Origin of the sequence: Cellulomonas algicola, assembly GCF_019024305.1 — a bacterium.
Taxonomy (GTDB): Bacteria; Actinomycetota; Actinomycetes; order Actinomycetales; family Cellulomonadaceae; genus Cellulomonas; species Cellulomonas algicola.
Genome location: NZ_JAHKSJ010000006.1, coordinates 493988 through 509101 on the forward strand (window position 1 = coordinate 493988; position 15114 = coordinate 509101).

The window sequence follows — 15114 nt, forward strand, 5'->3', positions numbered from 1 at the left end:
GCCGGACCCTCGCAGCGGGTGAATCCTTCTACGCTGACCCGGTGCCGCACCGCGCTGACCTGCGATTTCACCGATTCGTCGCCATTGCGGCGGTCCTGGCGGGTGGTTTGTCGGGCTCGGTCCTGGCCGCCCCTGCCGCCGTCGCCGCGCCGACGCCGCTCGTCGTCACGACGACCGCCGACGCGTCCGTCGACGGGACGTGCTCCGACGCGACGCCGGCGACCCTGTCGCTGCGTGAGGCGCTGTGCCAGGCGCAGTCGCTGACCGACGCCGCGGTGACCCTCCCGGGCGGCGTCGTCACCCTCACCGCCGGTGCACTCGTCTACGCGCCGACGTCGGGCGGTCGGACGCTGACCGTCACGGGTGCGGGCCGGGACGCCACGCGGATCGACGCGCACGGCGCGTCGCGGGTGCTCGACCTCGACCCGCTCGGCGTGGGGCGCGTGGACGTCACCGTCAGCGCGGTCACGCTCACGGGCGGACGCCCGACGCTCGCCGACCCGTGGTGGGGCGGCGGCGCGGTCGTCGCGGGGTCGGCGGTCGCCGGTGCGCCCGACACCCTCACGCTCAGCTCGTGCCGCGTCACGGCCAGCACCAACGTGCCCGCCGGCATCTCCGACCAGGGCGCGGTCGGCGGTGGGGTGCAGATGAGCGGCGGGTCGCTCACGGTCCGCGACTGCCTGCTCGACGGCAGCACCGCGACCGACGCGGCCGGCGGCGCGATCGCCTTCGTGGGGGTCGACCCGGACGACGCGGTCGTCGTCGAGCGGTCGAGGTTCGAGCTCAACACCTCGGTGGGCGCGCTCGGCGCGGGCGTGACGGGCGGCGGTGGGCTGTTCGTCGCGGGCGACGTCGACGTGACCGTCACCGGCTCGACGTTCCTGGGCAACCGGGTGACGACCACGTCGGGTGCGTCGGCGCAGGGCTCCGCGGTCCTCGTCGAGTCCGGCACCGCGACCGTCACCGGCTCGACCGTCGTCGCCAACACCGTGACCGCGTCCGCGGGGACGCCGTCGTCGTTCGGCGCGCTCGTCCTCGCCCACGGGCAGGTCACCGCGTCCCGCCTCGCGGGCAACGCGACCACCGTCGGCAGCACCGTCACGCGCGACGCCGTGCGCGGCGGCGCGACCGTGCCGGGCAACTGGTGGGGCTGTGTCGACCCGGCCGCCGCGACCGGGTGCGACACGGCGCCCGACGCGGCGACCCTCGAGCCGTTCGCGCGGCTCGCGCTCGCCGCGTCGCCGACGATCGACCTGCCGGGCCGCACGTCGGCGATCAGCGCCGCCGTGACGATGTCCGACGGCTCCGCGGTGCCCGCCGCGCTGGCCGCGGTCCTGGCCGACGTCCCGCTCACCTGGTCGACGACCGCGGGCTCGCTCGCCGGGAGCGACGCGACGCTCGGGTCCGACGTCGCCGCCGGCACCACCCTCACGATCGCCGCGGGCGACCCGCGCGTCTCGCTCACCGTCGACGGCTCCACGGCCGGCACGACCGTCACGACCGCCGTGCCCGCGAGCATCGCCGCGCAGCCGACCGCCGCGAGCGTCGTCGAGGGCACGACCGCGACGTTCTCCGTCGGGGCGACGGGCACGCCCACCCCCACCGTGCAGTGGCGCACCGCGGCACCCGGCTCCTCGACCTGGACGGACGTCCCCGGCGCGACGGGCACGACGCTCACGGTCACCGGCACGACGCGCGCCTTGGACGGCACCCGGTACGTCGCCGTCGTGCAGAACGGCTACGGCGCACCCGTCACGTCGCTCGCCGCGACGCTCGAGGTCCGGTGGGGTGCCGAGACGACGGCCGACCCCGTCGACGTCACCGTCGTCGCCGGGCAGGACGCGGTCTTCACCAGCGACGCCGCCGGCACGCCGCAGCCCACGACCACCTGGGAGCGGTCGGCCGACGGCACGACGTGGGCGCCCGTCGCGTCGGCGACCGGCACGACCCTCACGCTGCCCGCGGTCGCCGCGACCGACGACGGCCTGCGTGTCCGGGCCGTGCACACCGGCGAGACCGTCGCCCGGTCCGCCGCCGCACGGCTCACGGTGCAGACACCACCGACCCTGTCCCCCGTGGCCGGCGTGACCGTCGCCGACGGCGGCACCGCGCAGCTCACGACCGTCGTCGGCGGGGCGCCCGCACCGGCCGTCCGCTGGCAGCGGCTCGTCGACGGGACGTGGACCGACGTGCCCGGCGGCGTCGGCGCGACGCTGTCCGTGGTCGTCGACCCGACCTTCGACGGGGCGCGGTACCGGGCCGTCGCGACGTCCGTCCTGGTCACCGGGACCGTCTCGGTCACGAGCAGCGAGGCCCTCCTCGACGTGCGGTACGGGCCGGTCGTCGACGTCCAGCCGCAGCCGGTCACCGCGCTCGCCGGCGCGAGCGCGCTGCTCACCGCCGCGGCGCACGGCAACCCCGCGCCGAGCGTGCAGTGGCAGACGTCCGCCGACGGCACGACGTGGACCGACGTGCCCGGTGCGACCGGCGTCTTCTACACGCGCCTCCTCTCGGCGTCCGACGACGGGCTCCTGGTGCGCGCGCGCTTCACCGGCCACGGCGCGGCGGAGACCGCCCCCGCGACGCTGACCGTGCAGACCCGACCGACCCTGGCGCCCGTGGCCGACGTGACGGTCGTCGCCGGTGCCACCGCGCAGCTCACGACCGTCGTCGGCGGGTCGCCCGCACCCGCGGTCCGCTGGCAGCGGCTCGTCGACGGGCCGTGGACCGACGTGCCCGGCGGCGTCGGCGCGACGCTGACCGTCGTCGGGGACGCCTCGCTCGACGGGGCTCGCTACCGGGCCGTCGCGACGTCCGTCCTGCTCGACGGCACGTCCACCGCGACCAGCACCGAGGGCGTCCTGCACGTGCTGCACGGGCCCGTCGTCGACGTCCACCCCGTCGCCGTGACCGGTGTCGTCGGCGGCAGCGCGCTGCTCACCGCGGCCGCGCACGGCAACCCCGCGCCGACCGTCCAGTGGCAGACGTCGACCGACGGCACCACCTGGAGCGACGTGCCCGGCGCGACCGACGTCTTCTGGACGCGCCTCCTCTCCGCGTCCGACGACGGCCTGCAGGTGCGGGCCCGCTTCACCGGTCACGGCGTCGCCGACACCAACCCGGTGACGCTCACCGTCCAGGACGCGCCGACCGTCACCGATCCCGTCGCGACGACCGTCGACGCCGGCGGCACTGCCACGTTCACGGTGGGCGTCACCGGCCTGCCCACGCCGACGGTGCAGTGGCAGACGTCGGCCGACGGCAGCACGTGGACCGACGTCGCGGGCGCGACCGGCACGACGTACACCGTCACGGCGACCGACGCCCTCCACGGGTCGTCGTACCGCGCCGTCGCGGCCAACGTGCGCGGCACCGCGACGTCCGCCGCCGCGACGCTGGGCGTCCGCACGCCGCCGGCCGTGAGCTCCCCGGCCGACGTCGTCACGCGCCCCGGCGAGGACGCCACGTTCACGGTGACCGTCTCGGGCCGTCCCGCGCCGGACGTCACCTGGGAGACCTCGACCGACGGCACCGCCTGGACGCCCGTCGCGGGTGCCGTCGGCACCACGCTCACGGTCACGGCCGACGCCGCCGACGACGGGCTGCTCGTCCGTGCGGTCGCGACGTCGACCCTCGGCAGCGGTCCGGCGACCGTGCGCAGCGCCCCCGCGACGCTCACCGTCGTGCCCGACCCCGTCGAGGTCGCCGGGCCGAGCGTCGGCGCGCCCGTCGCGTCCGTCGCCGGGACCCCCACGACCGTCACGTTCGTCGTCCTCGGGTCGGGCCTGCAGGGCCGGTGGGAGGAGTCGCGCGACGGCGGCGCCACGTGGGCGCCCGTCGGACCGTCCGTCGCGACCAACACCATCACCGGGGTCGCGTCCGTGCGGTCGCTGCGGTCCGCCGCCGCACCCGCCACGCGCACCGCGTTCACCGCGACGTTCACGCCCACGCGCGCCGACGACGGGATGCAGCTGCGGCTCGTCGTCGTCGACGCCGCGGGCGAGACCGTCCTGCGGCCCGTGACCGTCTCCGTCGCCGCGGCCCCGAGCCCGTCGCCGAGCGCCGCGCCCGGCGCGGCCGGCTCCGGCAGCGGGACCGGCTCGTCGGCGGGCTCGCGCGCGACCGGGACCGGTGGCGCGGTAGCCGGCGGACGGCTGTCGAGCACCGGCAGCACCGTCGCCCCGATCGCGGCGGCTGCGGGTCTGCTGGTCGTGCTGGGCGCGGCAGGTGCGCTCCTCGGCAGGCGTCGCCGCACCTGAACGGGCCGTCGGGCCTGACGCGTCGCGTCCGTCGTCGTCCGCGCCCCGCGGGCGTCGTGCCCGACGCGTCGCGTCAGTCGTCCTCCGCGCGACGACCGACCGGCCGGGCGTCGTCGGGTGGTGCGCCCACGACCGCGACCGGCCTCGCGTCGTAGGGCTCGGCCGTCACGTCGGCGCGCCGGACGCGGTCGAGGCGGAACCAGCGCACGTCGTCGCGCGTGCGGCACCACGCCGCGAGGTACCAGCGGCCGTGCGTGCGCGTGAGGACGATCGGCTCGACGCGACGGTGCGACGCGTCACCGGCGACGGTCACGTACTCGATCGCGAGGACCCGCTCGCGGGACAGCGCGTCCTCGACGGCCCGGAGCACCCCGGGAGAGGCGACAGCCGCGACGCCAGGCGCGGACGACCGGGCCGGCGAGCCCTGCGCGCCGCCGTCGGAGGGCCCGGACGCGCCGCTCTGCGTGCCCGCGCGTCGCGACCATCCCACGCGCGCAGCGGCGTCGGCCGACGCCGCGTCGGGTCGCGTCCACACCCGCTGCGAGAGCGCCTGCGCGCGGGCGCGGTCGGTCGCGGGCATCGCGTCGAGCACCTTGTCGCGCGCCGTCCGGGCGTCGACGCCGAACGGGCTGCCGGGCGGCAGCGCGTCGACCGCGAGCGCGAGCGCCACCGCCTGCGCGGGCGTGAGGGCGACGGGCGGCAGCGTCGCGCCGACGAGCACGTAGCCGCCGCCCGCTCCGGCCTGCGCGACGACCGGCAGGCCGGCCTGCTGGAGCGCGCTGACGTCGCGCTTGACGGTGCGCGTGGTGACCTCGAACAGCCGCGCCAGACGCGCGCTCGTGGTGCCGCGCGGGCCGACGCGGCGCAGCTCCTCGGCCATCGCGTACAGGCGGTCGGTGCGGTTCACGAGCGGGCTCCCGGGGTCGTCGTCGGACCTCCCATGATGGTGACACGAAGGTGACATGCCGGTGTCACCGACGTCGCGGGACGCTGGTGCCATGACCACCACGCACCTGATCCTCGTCCCCGGTTCCTGGCTCGGCGGATGGGCCTGGGACGACGTCCTGCCCGGGCTGCGCGCCGCCGGGCTCGTCCCGCACGCCGTCACGCTCCCGGGCCTCGACCCGTCCGACGACGCGTCGGCCGTGACGCGCGCCGACCACGTCCAGGCCGTCGTCGAGCTCGTCGACCGGATCGCCGACGACGGCGACGACGTCGTGCTCGTCGGCCACTCGGGCGGCGGCGCCGTCGTCGGGGAGGTCGTCGACCGGCGGCCCGACCGCGTCCGCCGTGCCGTCTACGTCGACAGCGGTCCGCTCGAGGACGGCAACGCGCTCGTCCCGGACCTGCCCGCCGACTCGGCGGGCCAGGCGTTCCCGTCGTGGGAGGAGCTCGCGGACGGCGGGTCGAGCCTCGAGGGCCTCGACGACGCCGCGCTCGCGCGGCTCCGGGAGCGGGCGCTCCCGCACCCCGCCGGCGTCGCACGCGCCGCGGTGCACGTCAGCGACGAACGCCGGTTCGCCGTCCCCGTGACCGCGATCTGCACGAGCCTGCCGTCGGAGGTGCTGCTGACGATGGTCGACGGCGGTCCGCCGCTGCACACCGAGATGGGCCGCTACGACGTCACGTACGTCGACCCGCCGACCGGGCACTGGCCGATGTTCAGCCGCCCCGACGACCTCGCCGCGGCCCTGGTCGACGCCGCGCGAGCCTGACCCTCGGTCCGGGTCTGGGACGCGCGCCCGGTCGGACGCTGCACCACCTGCACCTCGGGAGCACCCCGCTCCGCTCGGCCCGCCTGTCAGCGCGAGCCCGACACCAGTCCGAAGGTCAGACGGCCGGAGCGCCCTGCCCATGTCCGCGCAGCGCGACGCCCCGGCGACCGTCGGGTCACCGGGGCGTCGTGGCTGTCCGGGCGGGAAGCCGCCGGGGTCAGGCGCCCGCGGGGGGCGCCGGGGGGGCCTGCGGGGGCTGCTGCTGCTGGACCGGCTGCACCGGGGTCTGCTGCACCGGCTGGACCGGCTGCTGGACCACGGGCTGGGCGACGGGCTGGGCCGTCCCGACCGTGCGGTGGTCGACGACCTCACGGTGCGAGGTGTTGCTGCGCTGCGCGTTGATGATGAGCGCCAGGATCAGCGCGAGCACGCCCGCGCCGATGCAGATGTACCCGATCATCGTCAGGTCGATGGCGTCGATGCTGTCCCGCACGCCGAACGCGAGGATCGCGCCGATGACGATCAGGGCGATGCCGCCTCCGATACCCATGCGTGGCTCCTTCCGTCCCGTCGAACTCCCGTTCGGGACGCCCGTCGAACTTCGTCGAACTGGGCGGCGCTCGACTCTTGACAGAGGAGTTTGGCGCGGGTAGTGGAACCTCGCATCTGGAGGCGGCATCGTCACCCGGTCAGGTCATCCGGCCACGTCCGTCAGCCCAGGACGTCCGGGTACGCCACGTCCGCCTGACCCAGCACGTGCTGCGCGAGGAACGCCTCGACCACCTGGTACCAGACGACCGCGTGCTGCGGGCTGAGGATCCAGTGGTTCTCGTCAGGGAAGTAGAGGAACCGGTGCGGCGTGCGGCCCTCGTCGTCCGCCGGGAGGCCCGATCGGGACACGAGCTCGTACCAGAGCCGCAGGCCCTCGCCGATCGGCACCCGGTAGTCCTTGTCGCCGTGCACGACCAGCATGGGCGTGACGATCTTGTCGACGAACCGGTGCGGGGAGTTGTCGAGCGCCATCTCGGCGGTCATCTCCCGCTCCCAGTAGTACGCCGCGTCCGTCGTCGGGCCGAACTGGTCCAGCGCCCACAGGCTCGCGTGCGTGACGATCGCCTGGAACCGGTCCGTGTGCCCGGCGACCCAGTTCGCCATGTAGCCGCCGAACGAGCCGCCCATCGCCGCCGTGCGGGACGCGTCGACGTCGTCGCGCGCCTCCGCGACGTCGGTGATCGCCATGAGGTCCGTGAACGGCGCCTCGCCCCACGAGCCCCACCCCGCCTGGATGAAGTCCTGCCCGTAGCCCGTCGACAGCGCCGGGTCCGGCAGCAGCACCGCGTACCCCTGCGCGACCAGCAGCCACGGGTTCCACCGCCACGACCACGTGTTCCACGAGCCCAGCGGGCCGCCGTGGATCCACAGCAGCAGCGGGGCCGGGGCGTCGGCGCTCGCACCGTCGGGCAGCGCGAGCCACGCGCGCACGCGTCGCCCGTCGCCGACCGTGGTCTCCACCTCGGTCAGCATGCCCGGGACGCTCGGCGTCGCGACGGGCCCGACGAGGGGCGTGGCCAGGACCGGCGCACCCGTCTCGGCCGCCGCCGCCAGGTCGATGCGGACCGGGTGCGCGGGCGCCTCGTACGACGAGCGCAGCGCGTACGCCGTCCGCCCGTCGGGGCTGACCTGCACGTCGGTGAACACCGCGTCGTCCGCCGTCACGCGCGTCACCGCGCCCGACGCGAGGTCCACGCGGAACACCGGCCCGCGGCCGTCGTCGTCCGCGAGCACCAGCAGCGCGTCCGAGCCCGGCAGCCACACCGGGTCGTGCGGCCAGCGGTCCCAACCGTCGACGAGCGGGCGCGCGTCACCGCCAGCCAGCGGCACGACCTGCAGGGAGACGTGGGGCGCCTGGTGCGGCGTCGACACCGTCTCGCGCGTGAACACGACCCAGCGGCCGTCGGGCGACACGACCGGCCCGTACACGTCTGCGGCGTCGTCGGCCACGAGCGTGCGCCGCTCACCGCTCGCCACGTCGATCGCGACGACCTCGCTGCGCTGGTCGCCGCGCGCCAGGTACCGCGTCCACCCCGTCACGACCGTGCGGCCGTCCGGCGTGATCGCGGCCGACTGCTCGACGAGCGCCGCTCGCGCGTCGGGCGTCGCGTCGCGCAGCGTGAGCCGCGGGTCGCGGTCGCCCGCCAGCGGCGTCACGACGTCCGCGGACAGGTCCGCCGTGAACAGGTGCGGCGCGTCCGGTCCCAGGTCGTGGTCCCAGTACCGGACCGGGTACGCGTCGTGCAGGATCGCCGCGATCTTCTTGTCCTTGCGGGCTTTGCGCAGCTTCTCGTCGGTCTCCGCGTCCGGCGCCGAGGGGAGCACGTCGCTGCTCACCAGCACGACCGACGCGTCCTTCGCCGTCCGCACCCCGCCGACACCCGCCACCCGGTCCGCCACCACGCGGGCCTCCGCGTAGTCCGCGGGCAACAGCCACAGCGCCGGGACCGGGTCGTCGTCGCCGTCTTTCGCGTCCGGGTCGGGCCGGGCGCTCGTGAACAGCAGGTCGCCCGACGCCGTGAACGCGGCGCTGGCCTCGCCCTTCGCGCTGCGGGTCAGGCGTCGGGCCGGCTTCTCGCCCGACGGGTCGACCTCCCACAGCGCGGTCACGTACTTGGTCCGCTTGGCGTCGAGCGTCGCCACGGCCGTCACCAGCCGCGTCCCGTCGGGCGAGAGCACCAGCCCGGACACCCGCGGGATCCCGACGTACGCGTCGAGGTCGTGGAACGGCGTCGCCGCCGACGCACCGTCCCCGGCGTCACCACTCCCCGCGCCTCCGGCCGCCGGTCCGCCACCGCCGCCGCCGGCCGCCGGGCCGCCGCCGCCGCCGGTCGTCTGCTGGTCCAGGGTCTCGTCCGCGCCGCCGCCGGCGCCGCTGTCAGTCGTCATCGTCACCGCCCCGTCCTATCACGCCCACCTGACCAGGCTCTCCCATCGACCCGGTCCTGGTGACCGGACCGGCCGCGGAAGCGGTTCTCATCGCCGGGTCGCCGGTCCGCCCAGAACCGACGTGGTCGTCGACCCGGGGCTCGTGACCCGAAACGCCGACGACGCGGTACCCAGGACCGGGTCGCCGGTCGCATGCGAGCGATGCGGCCACCGTCCTGACCAGAGCCCGGGACGCGCCGAGGTCGGCGGCCGTGAACCGCAGCAGGCGCACCCGCCCCGTCGCCAGCAGCGCGTTCTGCCGACGACGGTCGCGCAGGAGCGCCTCGGGCGCTTCGTGCACGTCGCGGCCGTCGATCTCGGCCAGAAGCCACCCGCCGTCCCGCAGACGCCAGCCGAGATCCGCGCGGCCGAGGAACGTCCCGTCCGCGGAGCGGACGACGACCTGGAGGTCGTCCGGCGGCAGTCCCGCAGCGATGCAGTCCACGCGGGCGAAGGTCTCCAGCGGTGACTCGGCACGCGGGTCGACGAGGTCCCAGACGTCTCGCACGGATGCTGCGCCTCGTCGGCGCTCGACCAGTCGGCGCACGTCGGACAACCCGTGCGCCGGCAGCAGCCCTCGTCGCAGGACGTCGTCGAGGACGGCGACGGCGTGACGTGCGCCCAGCTGAGGGACCGCCTGCGCGAGCGCCCATGGCAGCCGGGCGACATTCCCCGCCCCGTACCTGCTGACAGGGAAGGGAAGGGGGTCACCGAAGCATCGGACGGTGATGCCGTCACGATCGCGGAGATGACGTCCGCCCGGGAGCGCCACCTCCGGTCGGACGACCGCCGGCAGTCCGGCGACGCCATGCAGCACGAGCGCCGCGCCACCCACCGCGATCGCCTCAGGACCGAAGGCGAGGAGCCCGAGCCACGCGCTCTCCTGACGTCGCTCGTCGAGCGAACGCCTGCGCCCGGGCTCGACGTCGTACACCGACCACGCGCGGCGCGACCATCGACCCGATGAGACGAGCCGCGAGCGTCGGCTTCCGCCGATCCCTGCGAGCGACGCCTGCGCGGCCGAGACGAGCCCGCCCTGACGCCGAGCGAGCGTGAGCAGCGACAGCGGGACGTCGCACCTGGCTGGCATGCGCCGACCTCACCGCGTCCGATCACTGCGGGTCTCGCTTTGCGACCGGACCTGTGGACGCGCACGACTCACCTGACGCCTGTGCACGTCTCGATGCCGCGATCCACCGGCCGCTACCCCGCGGGACCCGGGTCTCGTTACCGCTAGGTGCACCTTTGCGGTACCCAGACCCGGGTCGGACTGCTGCCGAGAGCGAGGAGGCCGGCGGCCGGAGGGCCGCCCGGCCGGCCGCCGGGGGTTGTCAGGCGCCGGCCGGGCGGGCGGGGCGGCGCCTCAGGGGCGGTAGACCTGGACGACCGACGGGCGGGGGCCACCCCAGCGGCCGGCGGACAGGGAGCCGGGGGCGACGTAGTCCGGGAAGTAGGACTGCTGGGCCGCCCACGTGCCGTCCTCGCCCGGGTGCTGGACGGCGACGTAGACCATCTCGTCGCGGTCGCGGACCACGGGGCCGCAGGTCTCGGCGCCGCGCGGCACGGCCAGGAACTGCTGGACGCGGCCGCGCTCACGGCCCTCGAGCGGCACCTTGAACAGCCCGTCGCAGTACCCGATGGTGCCGGGCTGCCCGTCGGTCGAGATCCACAGGTTGCCCGAGGAGTCGAACGCGACGTTGTCGGGGCAGGAGATCGGCGACACCTTCTCGGGCGGGAATCCCGCGAAGTACGTCCCGGTCGTCGTCGCGGGGTCGCCGCAGAGCAGCAGGATGCTCCAGCCGAACGTCGTGGACCGCGGGTCGTTCGACGACTCGGTCAGCTCGACCACGTGCCCGTTGCGGTTCGTGACGCGCGGGTTCGGCTCGGTCGCCCCCTCCTTGCCGGCGGCGCCGCGGTCGGTGTTGTTGGTGCACGCCACGTACACGCGACCCGTCACCGGGTTGGGCTCGACGTCCTCGGGGCGGTCCATCTTGGTCGCGCCGACGGCGTCGGCCGCGAGCCGCGTGAAGACCAGGACCTCCTCCGTCGTGAAGCCCGGCACCTGCGACACCCCGTCGAGCACGAGCGGGATCCACTGGCCCGTCCCGTCGAACGCCCCGTCGGACGGCAGCGCGCCGGTCCCGGTGATCTCGGAGACAGGCGAGTCGCCGAGGAACCGCGCGACGTACAGGTTGCCCGCGGTGAGGAGGCGCTTGTTCGCGTCGCGGTGCCGCCGGCCCTCCCGGTAGCGGTCCTTCGAGACGAACTTGTACAGGTAGTCGAACCGCTCGTCGTCGCCCATGTACGCGGCGACGTGGCCGGACCGCCCGACGATGACGTTCGCACCCTCGTGCTTGAACCGGCCGAGCGCGGTGTGCTTGACGGGTGGCGCGGTCGGGTCCTCGGGGTCGACCTCGACGATCCAGCCGAAGCGGTGCGGCTCGTTCTCGTAGCCGGGGTTGCGCGCGTCGAAGCGCGGGTCCACGTCCTCCCAGCCGCGCGTCGTCGCCTTGTCCGCGAACCCGTACCGCTTGTCGGCCGCCGACGTGCCCGCGGTGCGGAAGTACTGGTTGACGTTCTCCTCGCCCGACAGGACCGTGCCCCACGGGGTCGTGCCGCCCGCGCAGTTGTTGAGCGTGCCGCGCGGCGTGGTGCCGGCCGGGTCGGCGACGGTCCGCAGCAGCGCGGAACCCGCTGCGGGGCCGGAGAACGTGAACGGCGTCGACGCGGTGATCCGCCGGTTGGCGCGCGCGCCGACCTTGTAGGTCCACGGCTTGCCCTTGCGCTCGCGGTACAGGCCGACGACGGACAGGCCGTGCGAGGCCATCGCGACGCGGCGCTGCCGGTCGAGCTCCTCGGGCGTCGTCGCGGGCGGGAACATGATGTTCTCGTTCGTGTACTCGTGGTTGACCACGAGCACACCCGAGCGGCCGTCGCGGTCCTCGAGGACCTCGACGTAGTCGCAGTTGTAGCCGAACAGGCGCTCCGCGACCTCGGGCGTGACCGTCGCGGGGTCGAACCGGTCGCGCGACGACAGGAGCGGGTCGCCCCAGCGCACGAGCGGACGCCACTGGTACCCGGCGGGCACGGTGAACGCGTCGGTCGCGGCGGGGACCGGAGCGATCGGGGTGAACCCCAGACGACCGCGGGGGCCGCCGCCCGGGCCGTGCGCGACGGCCGGCGTCGCGTCGCCGAGGACGGGCGCGATCGCGACGGCCGCACCGGCCACGACGGCGCCCGCGAGGACGGCGCGTCGGCTCAGCGCGGCGTCGACGACGTCGCGGAAGTACGGGTTGTCGGTCGTGTTCGGGACGGGCTGCGCGCACGCGTCCCCGCACTTGAGGTGGCACGTCACGGGCGAGCGCTTGCCCGACGTGTGCCCCGCCATCGGCAGGAACGGCAGGAGCGCGCGGCGGGAGGGGGTGGGTCCGGGACGGTCGTCGGTGGTCGTCATGCGCGGGCCTCTCGGAGGGCGTCGGGCGGGGGCGACGACAGCCAACAACCCGGAGGATCCCGACGAACCGCCGCCCGGTGAGCGACCGGTGAACACCCGGCGAACGTTCCCGCCCTCACCCGCTGGGCTCCCGACCACCGCGATCCGGGTCTCGGTACCGGAACTGGACGTCGACCGGTCACGACGCCCGGGTCGCCGACCGGACGTGCGGTGGTGGCGGTGAGCGTGCTGACAGCCCGGCGGTCGGGTCGACGGTCAGGCGGTGGGCGTGCCCGCGTCGCGCTCGTCCGCGCGGCGGGCGGCGCGCGCGTCGACCTGGTGGGCGTCGCGCTCGGCGAGGCCCGCGAGCATCGCGTTGTACTCGTCGAGCTCGACGTCGCCCTCGCGGTCGACCTTCCGGTCCCGACGGCGCGCGGTCCGCTCGTCGTCGCGCGCCCACGCGAACCCGACGCCGATCGCGAGCGCGAGCGTCGGGATCTCACCGATGCCCCACGTGATCGCGCCGCCGATCTGCTGGTCGGCGAGCGCGCTCGGCCCCCACGGGCGGCCCATGAGCCCGAACCAGTCGGCGACCAGGAGCGTCTCCCCCGAGACGAGCGCGACGCCGAAGAACGCGTGGAACGCCATCGTCGCGAACAGCAGCAGGAGCCGCTGCGGGTACGGGAGGCGCCGCGGGCCGGGGTCGATCCCGACGAGCGCGTTGACGAACAGGTACCCGGCGAGCGTGAAGTGCACGACCATCGCGAGGTGCCCGACCGGGGACCGCAGCGACCACTCGAACAGGCCGGTGTAGTAGAAGGCGATCATCGAGCCGACGAAGTTCACGGCCGCGACGACGGGGTGCGCGAGGAACGACCCGACGCGGCTGTGCACCAGCACGAGGATCCACTCGCGCGGGCCGCGGGAGACGTCGTCGCGCAGCCGCGTCGAGCGGACGGGCAGCGCGCGCAGCGCGAGCGTCACGGGCGCGGACAGCGCGAGGAAGATCGGCACCACCATCGCGAGCACCATGTGCTGCACCATGTGCGCGCTGAACAGCACGTGCCCGTAGAGCGCAGGCCCGCCCGACGTCGTCCAGCCGAACAGCAGCATCCCCGCCGTCCACGACGCGGTGCGCGCCCACGGCCACGTGTCGCCGCGGCGACGCAGCCGCAGCACCCACCGCCAGTAGACGACGAGACCCGCGACGGCGGCGGACGCGAGCAGCAGGTCCCAGCGCCACTCGGTGAGCCAGCGGAGCGTCGTCGGCTCGGGCGGCAGCGGGTGGCCGGTGAGGCGGTACGCGGGCGACGGGTCGACGGGCGGCTCCTCGGGCACGGGCGGCGCGGTCGAGCCGAGGGCGACGGCGACGCCCGAGACGGCACCCATGACGGCGAGCTCGACGAGCACGAGCCGCCAGAAGAGCGCGCTGCTCGCGCGCCGTGCGGCGTCGACCAGAGCAGCAGCGGTGGCCGACGTGCCCCGTGCGCCGGACGACCCGCCGGCCGAGGAGGGGCGGCCGGACGAGGCGGTCGAGGAGGTGGCGCGCGCGAGTCCGGACGTCGAGGTGGCGGCCGGCGACGCTGTCGGCGCCGGCCCGTCGGACGACGCACCGGCGGCGGACGAGCCCGTCGTCGCCGGGACGCCCGAGAGCGCGTCGACGCGCGGCGCGACCGCCGCACCGCCGGTCAGGCGCGGGATGACGGCCCGCCGGTGGGCGAGGCCGAGGAGCCCGAGCACCCCGAACAGCGCGACCTTCGCGAGCAGCAGCACCCCGTAGGTCGTCGTGAGGTCGGACCAGCCGTCGGTCCGCAGCAGGCCGTTGACCAGGCCCGAGACGGCGACGGCGACGAAGCACCACCCGGCGATGACCGAGTACCGCGCGACGGACGCGGACAGGTCGGTGCCGACCCACCGGACGACGACGGCGAGCGCGGCGAGCGCCCCGATCCAGACCGCGGCCCCGACGAGGTGCACGACCATCGACGACGTCGCGAGGTCGTGCCCGGACGCCCCCGCGGCGTGCCCGGTCTGCGCCTGCTGGTAGAGCGCGACGAGCACGACGACGGCCGTCCACGCGGCACCGGTGGGCGTGGCGACGACGAGCGACAGCGCGGTGACGACGGCGGCCGCGGTGGTGACGAGCAGCAGCGTGCGGCCGAGGTCGATCTGCGTGACGAAGACGCCGAGCTCCTGCCCGAACTGCGCGGAGTCGACGGGGCGCCCGGCGACGTTCGCGTAGGTGAGGACGAGGTGCACGAGCGACGCGACGGTCCACACGCCGCCGGCCCACGCGGCGACGAGGAGGCTGCGCGGGTAGGCGCGACCGTCGGCGCGGCCGGGCGTGGCGCGCGCGTCGGCGGCGAGCACGGGCTGGCGGCGCGGCAGGACGCCGATCGCGAGGACGAGCGCACCGAGGGCGACGGCCCCGGCGAGCTCGGTGAGCGTCTCCGCGACGGGCAGCCCCCAGCGGACGGCGGCGCCGGGGTCGGCGAGGACGCGCGGCGCGACGGCACCGGAGAACGCGACACCCGCGAGGACGGCCACGACCGCCGACGCGACGAGCACGACGACCCGCACGGCCGCGGGCAGCGCCGCCCACCGGGCACCGCGGTCGGCACGCGGCGACGCTCCCCCGCCGGCGCGCGACGACGCGACGGACCCACCGGTCGAGCCGGGGGTCCGCGCGTCGCCGCGCACCGGGGTCGTCATCTCTCCAGCCTAGGTC

General features: G+C 75.7%; 8 protein-coding genes. 2 read left to right on the forward strand and 6 right to left on the reverse strand.

What is annotated here, in order from left to right; genetic code table 11:
• The first annotated feature begins 41 nt into the window (after nucleotides 1-41).
• Nucleotides 42-4259 (forward strand): immunoglobulin domain-containing protein, encoded by a 4218-nt coding sequence (locus KOV94_RS06400; RefSeq protein ID WP_218051535.1) that lies wholly within the window; start codon nucleotides 42-44, stop codon nucleotides 4257-4259.
• Between the two features lie 73 nt (nucleotides 4260-4332).
• Here KOV94_RS06400 and KOV94_RS06405 read toward each other — a convergent pair whose 3' ends face one another.
• Entirely contained in the window at nucleotides 4333-5166 is an 834-nt protein-coding gene (locus tag KOV94_RS06405) for a helix-turn-helix transcriptional regulator (protein ID WP_218051536.1), read from the reverse strand.
• A gap of 91 nt (nucleotides 5167-5257) precedes the next feature.
• Here KOV94_RS06405 and KOV94_RS06410 point away from each other — a divergent pair, with 91 nt between their 5' ends.
• Entirely contained in the window at nucleotides 5258-5974 is a 717-nt protein-coding gene (locus KOV94_RS06410; RefSeq protein WP_218051537.1) for an alpha/beta fold hydrolase, read from the forward strand.
• 217 nt (nucleotides 5975-6191) lie between these two features.
• Here the strand turns inward: KOV94_RS06410 and KOV94_RS20630 are convergent, their stop codons facing one another.
• From KOV94_RS20630 to KOV94_RS06435, 5 genes are all read right to left on the reverse strand, one after another.
• Entirely contained in the window at nucleotides 6192-6524 is a 333-nt protein-coding gene (locus KOV94_RS20630; RefSeq protein ID WP_225916124.1) for a DUF6458 family protein, read from the reverse strand.
• 161 nt (nucleotides 6525-6685) lie between these two features.
• The gene (locus KOV94_RS06420) at nucleotides 6686-8914 is read right to left on the reverse strand and encodes a S9 family peptidase (protein WP_218051650.1); all 2229 of its coding nucleotides are present in this window, start codon (nucleotides 8912-8914) and stop codon (nucleotides 6686-6688) included.
• Complete coding sequence (locus KOV94_RS06425; protein ID WP_218051538.1) at nucleotides 8904-10043, reverse strand: type IV toxin-antitoxin system AbiEi family antitoxin domain-containing protein; 1140 nt, start codon at nucleotides 10041-10043, stop codon at nucleotides 8904-8906. Before KOV94_RS06425 ends, KOV94_RS06420 begins: the two co-directional genes overlap by 11 nt.
• 273 nt (nucleotides 10044-10316) lie before the next feature.
• Nucleotides 10317-12407, reverse strand: coding sequence for a PhoX family protein (locus tag KOV94_RS06430; protein WP_218051539.1), 2091 nt, complete (start codon nucleotides 12405-12407; stop codon nucleotides 10317-10319).
• A 255-nt stretch (nucleotides 12408-12662) separates the two neighbouring features.
• Nucleotides 12663-15098, reverse strand: a complete 2436-nt coding sequence (locus KOV94_RS06435) for a bifunctional copper resistance protein CopD/cytochrome c oxidase assembly protein (RefSeq protein WP_225916125.1) — start codon at nucleotides 15096-15098, stop codon at nucleotides 12663-12665.
• Nucleotides 15099-15114 lie beyond the last annotated feature (16 nt).

Bases quoted from the DNA above. Each gene is read 5' to 3' on its own strand.
- KOV94_RS06410 (WP_218051537.1), top strand. From the start codon at position 5,258: ATGACCACCACGCACCTGATCCTCGTCCCCGGTTCCTGGCTCGGCGGA.
- KOV94_RS20630 (WP_225916124.1), bottom strand. From the start codon at position 6,524: ATGGGTATCGGAGGCGGCATCGCCCTGATCGTCATCGGCGCGATCCTC.
- KOV94_RS06420 (WP_218051650.1), bottom strand. From the start codon at position 8,914: ATGACGACTGACAGCGGCGCCGGCGGCGGCGCGGACGAGACCCTGGAC.
- KOV94_RS06425 (WP_218051538.1), bottom strand. From the start codon at position 10,043: ATGCCAGCCAGGTGCGACGTCCCGCTGTCGCTGCTCACGCTCGCTCGG.
- KOV94_RS06430 (WP_218051539.1), bottom strand. From the start codon at position 12,407: ATGACGACCACCGACGACCGTCCCGGACCCACCCCCTCCCGCCGCGCG.
- KOV94_RS06435 (WP_225916125.1), bottom strand. From the start codon at position 15,098: ATGACGACCCCGGTGCGCGGCGACGCGCGGACCCCCGGCTCGACCGGT.